Annotated in this window: 8 protein-coding genes; 4 read left to right on the top strand and 4 right to left on the bottom strand. The window is 49.6% G+C overall.

The genetic code is table 11. The features are described from left to right. The first annotated feature begins 409 nt into the window (after window positions 1-409). The 4 genes from AC3RCI_RS12730 (at window position 410) to AC3RCI_RS12715 (ending at window position 3,134) form a co-directional block, all read left to right on the top strand. On the top strand, window positions 410-1,207 hold the full coding sequence (locus AC3RCI_RS12730) for a Nif3-like dinuclear metal center hexameric protein (RefSeq protein ID WP_336779835.1): 798 nt from the start codon (window positions 410-412) through the stop codon (window positions 1,205-1,207). Window positions 1,208-1,461: 254 nt separating this feature from the next. Then, window positions 1,462-1,887 carry a DMT family transporter gene (locus tag AC3RCI_RS12725; RefSeq protein WP_336779834.1) on the top strand — a complete coding sequence of 142 codons (426 nt, stop codon included), beginning with the start codon at window positions 1,462-1,464 and terminating at the stop codon, window positions 1,885-1,887. Between the two features lie 45 nt (window positions 1,888-1,932). Then, the gene (locus tag AC3RCI_RS12720; protein ID WP_336779833.1) at window positions 1,933-2,631 is read left to right on the top strand and encodes a Crp/Fnr family transcriptional regulator; all 699 of its coding nucleotides are present in this window, start codon (window positions 1,933-1,935) and stop codon (window positions 2,629-2,631) included. A gap of 17 nt (window positions 2,632-2,648) precedes the next feature. Beyond that, a complete protein-coding gene (locus tag AC3RCI_RS12715; RefSeq protein ID WP_336780233.1) occupies window positions 2,649-3,134 on the top strand; it encodes a DMT family transporter in 486 nt (161 codons plus the stop codon). Window positions 3,135-3,221: 87 nt separating this feature from the next. Here AC3RCI_RS12715 and AC3RCI_RS12710 read toward each other — a convergent pair whose 3' ends face one another. From AC3RCI_RS12710 to AC3RCI_RS12695, 4 genes are all read right to left on the bottom strand, one after another. Beyond that, complete coding sequence (locus tag AC3RCI_RS12710; RefSeq protein ID WP_127536594.1) at window positions 3,222-3,938, bottom strand: YebC/PmpR family DNA-binding transcriptional regulator; 717 nt, start codon at window positions 3,936-3,938, stop codon at window positions 3,222-3,224. A 243-nt stretch (window positions 3,939-4,181) separates the two neighbouring features. Beyond that, window positions 4,182-5,903 (bottom strand): assimilatory sulfite reductase (NADPH) hemoprotein subunit, encoded by a 1,722-nt coding sequence (gene cysI / locus AC3RCI_RS12705; protein WP_127536033.1) that lies wholly within the window; start codon window positions 5,901-5,903, stop codon window positions 4,182-4,184. A 50-nt stretch (window positions 5,904-5,953) separates the two neighbouring features. After that, window positions 5,954-7,789, bottom strand: a complete 1,836-nt coding sequence (locus AC3RCI_RS12700; protein WP_492473284.1) for an assimilatory sulfite reductase (NADPH) flavoprotein subunit — start codon at window positions 7,787-7,789, stop codon at window positions 5,954-5,956. Window positions 7,790-8,041: 252 nt separating this feature from the next. Continuing rightward, entirely contained in the window at window positions 8,042-13,240 is a 5,199-nt protein-coding gene (locus tag AC3RCI_RS12695) for an S-layer homology domain-containing protein (protein ID WP_492529276.1), read from the bottom strand. Between the last annotated feature and the right edge of the window lie 210 nt (window positions 13,241-13,450).

Raw genomic sequence — 13,450 nt, 5'->3', positions numbered from 1 at the left:
CTTTCTCTACTTCCTTCATCAAGATTAAAACCAAACGAAAACCGCATGTTTAGTGCATGTTAAAAAGATGCCTTAATTAATCCAGATAAAGATTCTATGTAAGTATACTTTTTCTCGCAGAAGAAAACTACTTGTCCCCCGTACCGTTACCTTTGGAACGTTTTATACAGTTGTTAATGTACGTCCTCCCTCATATCTGTAGTCCATTCTCATTGTATTACGAGGTGAAAAGACCCCGAATATCGTATTTGCCGGAAGCCACCATTCATTTATTTCCGCTTTTAACATTGGACAATCTAGCAGTGCAATACACCACACGTTATTTAGCAGCAAGTTACAATGGTTAATGCTGGGATTTCATCAAAATGATACACTGAGGATATATTCTTTCACTGGAGGTATCGTATTCATGGAGGTACGTGTTCAAGAAATTATCGATCATTTGACTGCTCATGTAGAATTGCGGGATGACACGGTGGATCAGTTAATTAGCGGATCGATGGATCAACTCGTCTCGGGCATCGTTGTTGCATTCATGCCCACTCAGCAGGTCATTGAACGTGCGGTTCAACAGGGAGCCAATCTGATCATCGCCCATGAGCCCCCCTTCTATAACCACCATAGTCATACGGATTGGCTAACCGACGATCCTGTCTATCAGACAAAGCGCAACCTCATTGATGAAGCCGGAATTGCCATTTACCGCTGCCATGATTCCATTCACCAAGTTCAACCCGACGGCATCACCGAAGGTTTAGTCCAAGCATTGGGATGGACATCCTTCCTTGAGCAGAGGAAGCCGGAAGCAGATATTCTTTCCTTTGATACGGGTATGACAGTTCAACAAATTGCAGAATATATCAAACAAACACTTCAAATTGAATATGTACGCGTTGCCGGTAACTTGGAGATGACTTGCCAGCGTGCAGCGGTTTTGGTTGGTTTTCGCGGTAATGGGAATCTAACCATCCCCCTGCTGCATAACGAACGATTGAACCTGATTATCGCAGGCGAGGGCTTCGAATGGGAAACACCGGAATACATACGTGATGCTGTACAGCAAGGCAAGCAGCAGGCTCTTATTATGATCGGACACGCCGAAAGCGAGTCTTCCGGGATGAAACTCCTTGCCATGAAGCTAGATCAAGCCTATCCTGAATTGCCTGTGACTTTTGTTGGAGAACAGCCTGTATATAACGTGCTTTAATTGATTTTGGCTTGATCGCTGCCCTCTGACGAAGAGGGCTTCTTTTTATTTTTCTTCAAAAAATCCTTAGTTGCTCTCTGACTGATTAAGTTTAGATTGTACGACCTCCACTTCGCTCACATGTGGATTTTTATGCTCCAATGTTGTACGCTGATGGCTATGGTTTTGGAGTTCAGGACATTTGTCCTTGGCGATCGGGGCACTTCTATCATTTAATAGAAGTCGAAGTAACACAGTGATAAGGAGCGTACAGCATGAAAGGAATTATTTTTGCATTACTCGGCGGTGCCTGCATTACGCTGCAAGGTGTGGCCAACACCCGGATTAGTACGGACATGGGTACATGGCAAGCCGCCACCATTACACAGTTTACCGGCTTTATCTTGGCAGCCATCATTCTGATGTTTGCCCGTGATGTCAATCTTCAGGGATTAAAACAAGTCAAACCGCTATATCTCGCCGGAGGAGCTTTCGGTGCGGTTATTATTTTCAGTGAAGTGTCTGCCATTCAACAAATTGGGGTAACCTTCACGATCTCTGCCCTGCTGATTGCACAGCTGTTCCTGACTTTCCTGGTCGACAGCAACGGGTGGTTTGGTGTTGTGAAGCAGAAGATGAAGCTGCCGCAATTTCTAGGCATAGCGCTCATGATTACGGGTGTTATTATTATGAAACTGTAGTTTCTTTTTAGTTTGCACAAGAACAGGTCGGGGGCGAAGTACTTTATGGAAGAAGTCCATGATGAAAATCAATTGTTAAACTACTTGAAGCAGTACCAGCTCGAAACGGTATTTCCCGAGCCCCTGCGTCCATTGATGACCGTATGTCATTTTGAAAAATGTGAATTGATCTGCCGCCAGGGTGAAGCATCCGAATACTTATATGTGCTGGTAGAAGGCAAAATCAAGATTTTTACGACGTCCGCCCAGGACAAAACACTCGTGCTCTGCTTCAAAACCCCACTTGAAGTTGTTGGAGACGTGGAGTATGTCCGGGAAAGTCATATCATCAATACCGTGCAGGCTGTCACGCCTGTCGTCATGCTGCGTATCCACTACCGGCACCTGGCCGAACATGCAGGCGACTATGCCCCTTTGCTGAAATTTTTGCTAAAGATCATTTCTCATAAGTTCTACATCGATTCAAACTTCTCAAGCTTCAACCTGATGTACCCGGTTGAGGTACGGTTAGCCAGCTACCTGCTGTCCATCTCCACCGAGGAGGCAGGTACCGTCGTACATGAGGGGCTGGATTCATTCAATCTGACGGACATTGCCAATCTGATCGGCACAAGCTACCGGCATCTAAACCGGGTCATTCAGAAGCTATGTACAGACGGGTTCATTGAACGCAACCAAGGTTTTATTCAGGTCAAGGATCGAGCCGGTTTGCGTCAAATTGCAGGTCACAACATCTATGAATAAGGAGATTACAGCTAATGATTGTTACGGGTATTTTGCTCGCATTACTTGCAGGTTCACTCGTCAGTCTGCAAACCGTTTTTAATAGTAAAGTCAATGAAAAGACCGGGTCATGGTCCACGACAACCATGGTTCTTTTCACAGGATTTCTTGCCTCATTCCTGATTTCAATACTGGTAGAAGGCAAAAACACGTTCAGCTTTCAGCATATGCAGCCATGGTATTGGGTTAGTGGTGCTATCGGGGTAGGCGTCGTATTCTGTCTCGTTCAGGGAATGAAGCTGCTCGGGCCTACCTTTGCCATATCCATTGTCCTGACCTCCCAGCTGAGTTTTGCTCTCTTGTTTGATTCAATGGGTTGGCTTGGGCTGGAGAAGATCCCCTTCTCCTGGAATCAGCTGCTCGGGGTGCTTGTAATCGTGGGAGGAATTGTACTATTCAAATTTGGCGGCAGTAAAAGCAATACAGCGGAGAAACCTCGCCCTGCTCTGCGGTCCGATTCTTAATTACACATGCAAAAAAAGAGTGTCCTGCCATCAGCAAGATGGATTGGACACTCTTTTTCTTATAGACACAAGCATATGCAAGTAGTCTTATACAAACTCTACGTTATGATACACTTGCTGAACATCTTCAAGGTCTTCCAGGGCATCAATCAGTTTTTCAAATTGAGCCTGTGCATCCTCGGGAAGTTCAATATGGTTTTGTGCCAGCATGGTCAGCTCGGCAACAGTGAACTCGGTAACACCAGCAGCTTTGAAAGCTTCCTGTACGGCATGGAATTGGTCTGGCTCCGCGTATACAATCACGGCTTCATCCTCATCCACGATATCCCGCACATCCACGTCTGCTTCGAGCAGGATTTCCAGCACTTCTTCAGCGTTTTTGCCTTCTACGCCGATGACCGCAGTTGGATCAAACATGTAAGCAACCGAACCGCTGACACCCATGTTCCCGCCGTTTTTGTTAAATGCGGAACGAACTTCAGGCGCTGTCCGGTTCACATTGTTGGTGAGAGCATCCACGATGACCATCGCACCATTCGGTCCAAAGCCTTCATAACGCAACTCTTCATAGTTCTCGTCCCCGCTGCCTTTGGCTTTTTCCATCGCGCGATCAATAATCGCTTTTGGTACATTATACGTTTTCGCACGTTCCAGCACGACTTTCAGCGCGCGGTTTGCCTCCGGGTCTGGTTCACCCTTCTTGGCAGCTACATAAATCTCAACGCCGAACTTGGCATAAACCCGGCTTGTATTGGCATCTTTTGAAGCTTTTTTTTCCTTAATATTATTCCACTTACGACCCATATCGTTTCCGCTCACTTTCAACATGTAATCTGCATTCTACCTAGTTATTATATCTTGTTGAGACTGCTTCAACAAGTTCAGTATGACGAAATAATGGTAATGTTCATAGGAAACGGTCTTCAGATCCAGCCTGAAACGTCATCTGGCCTTTCATTAATCTTTTCGCCGAATACCGGGTCAATCAAACGAATCTAGCACGAAGAGCACTCCCATAGGGAATGCTCTTCTAACAAACGAATTCAATCAGGCATGAAACTGCTGGCCGTCCAGCACTTCAGGCACATAACCGGCACGAATAACAAAATCACCGAAATGTTCCCCTTCATGACGTTCTCTCGCATACTGATGCACCATTGGAGTCAGCGTATCCAGAATCTCTGCTTCACCAATATTTTCTTTGTAAAGCTTGTTTAGACGATGACCCGTAAAGCTGCCACCCAGATACATATTGTATTTGCCCGGAGCCTTCCCAATAAACGAAATCTCGGCGAGCATTGGACGTGCACACCCGTTAGGGCATCCCGTCATGCGAATGACGATCTCTTCGTCTCTCAGCCCTGCTTCATCCAGAACTGGTTCCAGCTTGTCGATCAGGGACGGCAGGTAGCGCTCGGACTCTGCCATGGCCAGACCACAGGTAGGCAGTGCTACACACGCCATGGAGCTTCGACGCAGTGCAGAATAATGAGCACCATCCGTAAGATTATACTGCTGAATCAGCGCTTCGATTTTTTTCTTCTTCTGACTGCTGATGTCCCCGATAATCAGGTTTTGGTTGGCTGTCAGCCGGAAATCGCCACTATGAATCTTGGCAATTTCGCGCAATCCCGTCATAAGCGGATAGCCGTCGATATCTTTTACCCGTCCGTTTTGGATAAACAACGTATAATGCCATCTGCCATTGCTGCCTTTGACCCAGCCGTAACGATCTCCGTTATGATCAAAATGGTAAGCACGTGCTGCTTCCAAGCTCCAGCCCAGGCGGTTTGTCAATTCCTCCACGAACCAGGCGAGCCCGCGGTCATCGATGGTATATTTGAAGCGTGCATGCTTCCGTACTGCACGATCTCCATAGTCCCGCTGAATCGTGACCGTTTTCTCCGCAACATCAATCATTTGCTCCGGTGTGCAGAAGCCGATGACTTTGGACACTTGTGGATACGTCTTCGGATCACCATGCGACATCCCCATTCCGCCGCCTACCGACACGTTGAATCCCTGCAGCTTGCCGTTCTCGACGATGGCGATAAACCCGAGATCCTGTGAAAATACATCGACATCATTCGATGGAGGGACCGCAATCCCAATCTTGAACTTCCGCGGCAGATATACTTTGCCGTAGATGGGTTCCACTTCCTCGTCACTCGCTCCGGTATCGATCACTTTCTCCCCGTCCAGCCACAACTCATGATATGCCCGAGTACGCGGATCCAAGTGGTTACTAACCTGACAAGCCCACTCATACACTTCTGCGTGCACATCGGACTGATTCGGGTTCGGATTACACATCACGTTCCGGTTCACATCTCCACACGCCGCAAGTGTGCTCAGCAGGGAATCGTTCACTTCACGAATCGTGTTTTTGAGGTCCCATTTCAATACACCATGAAGCTGGAAAGACTGACGTGTAGTCAAACGAATGGTTCCGTTCGCATATTTATGGGCGACTCGGTCCATCATGAGCCACTGCTCAGGAGTTACAATTCCGCCCGAAGCTCGTACACGCAGCATGAACTGGTAAGCAGGCTCAAGCTTCGACTTGTTTCGTTCGTTGCGCAGATCACGGTCATCCTGCATATAGCTTCCGTGATGCTTCATCAGCCGGTTGTCATCCTCCGGAATCGAACCGCTAATGCGGTCCGCCAGCGTTTCAGTGAGACTGCCGCGCAAGTAATCACTTTTGATCTTTATATCTTCCACATCACTATTTGCGCGCTGCGGATTCAGTAAGTTATTATAAGCCATGCTGCTTTCTCCTCTCGTCTCTGCGGGTGCCTTCATCCGGTATTTCCGAATTAATACACGTCCCGCTGATAACGTTTTTCCTGTTGCAACCTAGTCAGGTACTCCGAGGCCTGCTCAGAAGTCAAACCGCCCTCTTGTTCAAGAATGGTAGCAAGTGCGCCATGAACATCATGCGCCATTTTCTTCTCATCACCGCACACATAGATGACTGCGCCTTCCTGAAGCCATTGATACAGCTCTTTGCTGTTCTCCAGCATCCGATGCTGAACATATACCTTATGCTCCGTATCCCGAGAGAAGGCCACATCCATCTTGGTGAGCACGCCGTCTTTGAGCCAGCGCTGCCATTCCGTTTGATATAGGAAATCCGTGAGGAAATGTTGATCCCCGTAAAACAACCACGTTTTGCCCTGTGCTCCCGTTTCTTCACGCTCACCCAGGAACGATCTGAATGGGGCTACTCCTGTTCCAGGCCCAATCATGATGATTGGGGCATCCGGGTTCTCCGGCAATTTGAAGTTCGGATTATGCTGAATGTACACGGGCAGGCTGTCACCTGCCTCAATCCGCTCTGCCAGATGAACTGAACAAACTCCATAACGCTCTCTTCCGCGCGCTTCGTAACGCACCGTACGCACCGTAAGATGTACTTCATCCGGGAATGACTTCGAACTGCTGGCGATGGAATATAAACGTGCAGGGATTTTACGAAGAACGGCAACAAACTCTCCCGCCGGTATGCCCTTCAGGTTATAATCCTGTACCAGATCCAGCAGATCGCAGCTGTTCATAACATTGCGGAACTCCGCATCATTTGCGAGCAAATCGGCAAGTCCACTGTCGGGACTTAGTTTTGCAAGCTCCTGGACCACAGGTTTGGTCACAGCGGTAATTTCGAAATAGCGCAGCAACGCTTCATATACCGATACCTGCTCACCGGATTTGTTCACCGTTACACGTTCATCGGCATTCCATCCCATGGCTGCAATCAGCTCATCTACCAGGCGAGGATGATTTTCCGGGAATACGCCCAGGCTGTCTCCCGGCTCGTAATCCAGATTGGAACCTTCCAGAGACAATTCGATATGACGAGTCTCCCGATCTGATCCCCTGCCGTTCAGATTAAGATTCTCCAGCACTTCTGCCTTGAATGGATTGGTCCGATTGTATTTAGATTCCCCGCCACTCACGGCAGCGACAACAGCTTCGCTGGATAGAGTGCCCGCAGTCGCTGGCGTACTGCTAAGGGAGGCCAGAACGTCATTCATCCATTCCGCTGCCGCTTCGTCAAAATCAACGTCACAGTCTACACGAGGAACAATTGGAGTACCACCAAGCTCCTGCAGACGCTGGTCGAAATCCTTGCCAGTTTGGCAGAAGAACTCATACGACGTATCTCCCAGCGCCAGCACGGAATATTTTAATCCATCAAGCTTCGGAGCGCGTTTGCTGTTCAGGAACTCATGAAGCGGAATCGCATTATCCGGCGGCTCGCCTTCACCATGAGTACTGACAACAATGAGCAGATTCTCAATTTTTTTCAGTCCGTTCGGTTTGAAATCTCCCATTGATGATAACGTCACCTGAAGACCTTGCTCTTCCAATTTCTTAGCCAGCTTCTTGGATAATCCGCTGGAATTCCCTGTTTGTGATCCGTAGAGTACCGTTACTTCCCGGGAAGCCGGGGGTACACTGACAGCCGATACCGCTTCCGCTTGTACATTTGATGCTGCACCTGTTCCGGCCGCTACTGCTGCGATCCCCTGAATAGCTGTTAAATATCCGCTAAGCCAAGTCTTTTGTGAATCGTTCAATGTAGGAATAAGACGGTTGAGCAGCTCAACCTGTTCCTGATTAAAAGGGCTGTTTGTCACTTGAAGTTCCACCATTTGCCACCTCGCGCATTGCTTCAATTTTAATTCCTACTAAAATGATCAAATTTATTTCTACTCTCTAGAACCTAACACACCGGGTGTTGGGGGTCAATTTCAATCATTTTATAACATTTATCAGTTTCGCTGATAAAGGAACAATTTGTACGAACTCACTCCATTTATGGTCATGCAAAAAAGGCTACTAAGACCTTCAATCCAGGTCTTAGTAGCCTTCTCTTCTTCTACTTCATTATATTGTTTTCGTCAGTTAGGCCACACCAATTTGTCCATCATGGCGTACACAAGCGCAGCCGATTCAGCACGGGTCGCTTCGGCAAGCGGCTTGACCTCGTCGTTGTACCCGCTAACGATACCCAGATCCACTAAAATGGCCACACTGTCCCGGGCATATGAACGGATTGCAGAAGCATCGCGGAAGCGAGCAAGGCTATCCGTGGAAGCCGCTTCGAGTTCAACCAGCCCTGCTACCTCCAGAGCTCTTGCCGTTAGCGTCATCATTTCCTGACGGGTGATGGTGTCTTCAGGCTTAAAGCGCCCATCTCCCGTGCCGCCAGTAATGCCAAGCGAGCGAGCGGCATTAACTGCTTCGTAGTACGAAGCATCAGAACTTACATCCGAGAACGGAATGCCAGGCGCGCCATTCAAGCCGAGTGCCGTAGTCAGCCACTGCACGTATTGACCGCGCGTCATCTCCTGTTTCGGATGTAATTGACGTTCGCTGCCGTTATCAGTTGCATCGATGACGCCGCGGACAGCCAGTGCCTCCAATGCATTCTTGGCCCATGGCACATTCGCGATATCTGCGAATTCCGCCTGCACAGATACGGCTGCATAATTTCCTGCTGCCGACGCTGCGGAGAAGGCTACCTCCCTCTTCTCTTGATCGTAACGGCTTTGCGGCAACGGGGCTGCCACATGGTTCGCATTCCACGAGAACGCAACGATTCTATCTCGCTCTGCACCTTGCAGCGTTCGGTAAGGCAGGTGAAGCTTCAGCTCATGTTTTTCTGGCCAAGCATCGCCATCCAAATCGAATTCAAGGCGTACTCCATGCTTCATTCCGAGTTGATCGGCGACTGTTTTGGGCAGATCCATGCGGATGAATCGCACCTTAGCCAGTTCATGGCCTGCCAAGTCTTCTGTTGACAGCGTCGCAGGAAGTTCTAGTGTTCCCAGTTCCGTAACGAGCTGGAACACACGCGATTCGCCTTGATCCGCCAATGACGAGGCTGGCAAGGACACTTCATAAGTGCTTGCCCCTGAGACAGGCTTCTGCCGAAGTTCGACCTGACGGAAACCCGTACCTGTAAGAGGTGCAGCTTGGAAGGCTTCTTGGATTACAGAAGCATCCACTTTCGTCTGCACGACCCCATCCTTATCTGCCACCCCTTGTAGCTCAAGGATGGAACGGTCTTTTTGTGGTTCAGGTTTTTGCGAAGCATTCCCTGGTGTTGGAGTACCAGACCCCGGTTGTCCTCCGGAATTGCTCGAGCCCCCGTTAGAATTTCCACCTGAACCATCGGAGCCGGATCCGCCCGGGGAAGGCGTATACGCTGGTACGTAAACCGTTAACGGCTGGGTCATGGCTCTGCTGTCATCCGAGGCTCGAGTAACCTCCAGTTCCAATGTCACCGCAGTTTCCTTGGATGGCGGCACGATTGTTCCATCGATTTGAATGACGGATGGTAACGAGCTTGCAGCGATCTTTACTATAAAGCCTTGCGGTACGACCGGCAGTTTTAACTGCTTGGCACCTGCAGAAGGCTCCTCCAAGGTTGTAATGCGTGCAGCCACATCAGCAGCGATCTCTTCAGCGGTACGCACTAGATAAGCAGTAGATAAACCATGAATGGTACGCCCCGACGCGTCAAAGGCCTCCACTTTGTAATAGTAATCGGTGCCAAGACGCAGCCCGCTGTCGATGTATTCCCGCAGACTACCGCTGTAAACGACATTATACTCCCCCTGCTCCTTGTTCGAACGGTAGAGCTTGTAGCTTGCCGCACCCAACTGAGCATCCCAGCGAAGCGTAGTACTCGTTGCATCCGCTATTTCAGCATTCAGCCCAGCCGTGTTGTCCATCGGTGGGACTGCACCCGGCTTGGCGATCACGATCCAGCTAATCAACGGGTCCTGTGATGCCATATTGCGCACCGTCAGTTCAAGCTTATTCTCCGTAACGGCAATACCTGTATGAGCTCTGACATTAGCAGGCGTATACGTCACCGACCCCATGTTATTGCCGTTAATCAGGAAGTTTGCTCTGCGGGACGTATTGGTCCACGGATCGTTAAATCCTGCGTACACATCATAAGTTCCATTCGGCACTTCAAAGGTGTAGGTGAGATCGCTGCCCTTGGGTGAATTGCTCACATTGCCACCGTTCAAATAGCGCACGGTGGAGTAGATATCCCCGCCAACTGAACCGGATGGCAGTGCATCAGCACTAACATAACCCCAATTCCGTCCTTCTGCCGGGGCATACTGCTGGTCAGCCGTTCCCGGATTGGCAAGCGAACCTTTCATATATTCACCCATTAGTTTGTAATCAGCCGTTTCGTAGCCGCCACTGTTCACGAAATAGAGCGCGTTCTCCGGAATGACATATACGCGGACCGCCTGTTTCTTGTTGCCGTACTCCGGTGTCGTTACCTGCAGCGTAATTGGTCCCGGTTTGGCAAAATCCCCTGCAGTCATCGCCCGGTTATCCACCGTCCATACTGCTGGTGTTGGCACAAGCGACCCTCCATCCCGCACATTAACCGTTGTTGGCAGAGAAGGCACTTTCCCCAGAGGCACGGCCTCAGGCAGCGGATCAGCGATGTCCACTTTGCCCATTGAATTCAGCAGATCCGGTGTCCAGCTGTCATACCATTTTATTGCGATGTCAGATCCAATGCCGAACTCAATCGGTAAGAACACATATTTTGCACCATCATTCGAGAAGTTGCCCCCGTTCCACGTATCCCCCACGTAAATGAACTTTCCTTTTTCCGGGTCAACCGGGATGACCGATGTGGTCTGCGTGCCGAAGGCTTTGCCTGGATCGGGATCGCTTGGCAGTGTGCGTACAAACGGATTCGTCATCGTGGACCATGGACCAAAAATGTTATCCGCCACAGTTACCTTGTTTTCGTTCGGGGACCATCCTGATGCACCGGAGGTCAAAATGTAATATTTGCCTTCATATTTAAACATGGCGGGTGCCTCGCGTTGTCCACCCGGGAATACTCTGACGTAATCAACGCCGTATTCCGCCTGATACGTAGCATCTCGCACCGGATTGCCTTTCTCATCCGTGAGACCTTGCTTATGCCAGCCTGTAACATCACTGTAATCTTCGTTCAGTTTGGAGATATACAGTGTCAGGTTTTCCTCGCTGGAGTAGATGAGATATCCGGTACCATCCTCGTCCTTGAACAAAGTCATGTCACGCGCCATGCCCCGATCGCTTGGGAAGTAATCTTTCTCCCCTTCCGGGGCTCTGTCCATCCGATAGCTCTTCTGGTAAACGAACGGTCCTGTAGGCGAATCGCTAATGGCATAACCCGCCTGCGCCTTTCCGTAATTAGCATTATCGTTGTAGGGATCCTTGTCTCCATCCATATGAGCCCACATGACGTACTTTTTCGTTTTGTCGTTATAGATGACTTTTGGTCGTTCAATGATCCGCCCTCTGCGGATATCCGCCCAGATGTCCACCTTGTCTTCACGTCCCGCGTACAATTCGGAAATTAACGGATCCGTTTCGAAATCATCCATGGATTGAATCATCGTGAGTGCCATGCCTTCATCCGTCCAGTTCAGCAGATCTGTCGATGAATACACACGGATGCCAACGGCTGGCCATCCTCCCGTATGATATTCCCCATACCAGTAGTATTTTTCGGTCTGCTCATCGTAGAAAAAGCCAGCCCCATGTGCATCGATAGGCTTGCCATCCAGACCCAGCCATAACTGGCCCGGTGTAAAGCTCGTGCGAATTGTGGCAGCACTCAGCGGTGCAGATGCAGGAGAAGGAACGCCATCCACAGTTGCCTGAAGAATATAATAATATCCTGTGCCCATCGTCAGGCCGCTATCGTTAAACGTGTTAGCACTGCCGCTATAGACCTCCTGATACGTACCGCCTGCACTCGTGGCCCTGGATACGGAATACATCACTTCGGAACCGGGCAGTGCATTCCACCCGAGGGTAATCGACGTACTGGTCACGTCCGAAACGGTAAATTCAGCGGGGGAATCCATCAGGTATGTTGTCACCTCTGCAGCTGCGTATTCGGACTCTCCGGCGGCATTATACGCCGTTACGCGATAGGTGTAGCCTTGACCGGATGCAAGACCTTGATCCGTATAAGTGAGTGCCTGGCCTTCGTACACCTGCTCATATTGCTCACTGCCCGCCTCAGAACGGACGATACGGTATCCGGTTGCCTTATCCACAGCTGGCCAAGACAATTTCACACTGGATGTATTCAGGGCCAGAGCCTTCAATTCTCCTGGAGCCTGCGGTGCGGTAACTGCTGTCCGAACCTCAAGCGGTGCCGACCATAACGACTCCGTCATTCCCCCGTATTCGTAGGCGAGCTTGTAATAATAGACCGTATCGGTGATTAAACCATCGTCTACATAACCCAGTGATTCGGTATCCGCCACCAGGGAATATCCCGCTTCAGGCGAGGTGGAACGATACAGGCGATAGCTGGTCGCACCTACTGTCTCGGTCCATTGCAGCGAGACCGAGGATGACGTCTGCCTATCAGCTGAGAGCACAGCATCGCTTCCTGGCGGCGGCTCGGCGATGATTACGTCATCTGCATGAACGGATTGCCAGCGATTTCGTATGCCGATGCTGCCCGCACCGTATGTTGTATCGATCAGATCGAATACCAACCGATTTGCTCCGTTTTCGACGATGTACCCGCGAATGGAAGGTCCTGACAGCACTATTTTCAAGGTATACCATGTATGTTTGGCAAAAGAATAATCCACCGACTTTAAGGTTGTATCTGCTCCATTCACCCGCTTGGAGAAGACGAGTTTATTGGCTGGAACCTGCATTTGAAAATAATAAAAATTGCTCTTATCCTGAAACCGCGGCAGCATTCCCGGATATCCCTGACCATCTCCTGTGTAAAAGCGCATGGACACCGTCATGTCGGACATGATATCGCCGGTGGAGATGATGCCTTCCCCGGTATCGCTCTGAAAAAGCGTCTGGTTCGATGCGTCTGTAGGATCTGAGCTTACCTCCCATAGGCCTGAGCTTACGTTCCATGGGGGTGACGCCGAGTAATCCCCATCAGAAAAATCGTCCTGCAGCAGCGTCCCAGACATGTTGTAAGCATCAGCATATGTCTTGCCTGGCAGCATCAAAGGTCCGGAAGATAACACGAGCGTAGCAGATAACATGAATATGAGCGGCTTTCTGATTTTATCCAATACCCATTCTCTCCTTTGCCTCGGAAAATGAAAGCATGGTCCTGATCACACGGTGCTGTTATTCGGCATTACCTGTGTATCCAGCGTGCGGTAAGGCGTTTCACCTCCTCCATTTAATGAAATCGGTTTCATTGGAGGGCAAAAAAAGACCTGTCTCCCCTGCTAAGTGCAATGATCCCATTACGGATTACCGTGTCTTCTTTGCCCTAA

The organism is Paenibacillus sp. MT124 (assembly GCF_058792755.1).
Note: the sequence above shows the minus strand (reverse complement) of the source record. Positions and strands in the feature narration are given on the sequence as shown.

Coding starts and splice junctions, on each gene's coding strand:
- AC3RCI_RS12730 (WP_336779835.1), top strand. CDS start 410: ATGGAGGTACGTGTTCAAGAAATTATCGATCATTTGACTGCTCATGTA.
- AC3RCI_RS12725 (WP_336779834.1), top strand. CDS start 1,462: ATGAAAGGAATTATTTTTGCATTACTCGGCGGTGCCTGCATTACGCTG.
- AC3RCI_RS12720 (WP_336779833.1), top strand. CDS start 1,933: ATGGAAGAAGTCCATGATGAAAATCAATTGTTAAACTACTTGAAGCAG.
- AC3RCI_RS12710 (WP_127536594.1), bottom strand. CDS start 3,938: ATGGGTCGTAAGTGGAATAATATTAAGGAAAAAAAAGCTTCAAAAGAT.
- cysI (WP_127536033.1), bottom strand. CDS start 5,903: ATGGCTTATAATAACTTACTGAATCCGCAGCGCGCAAATAGTGATGTG.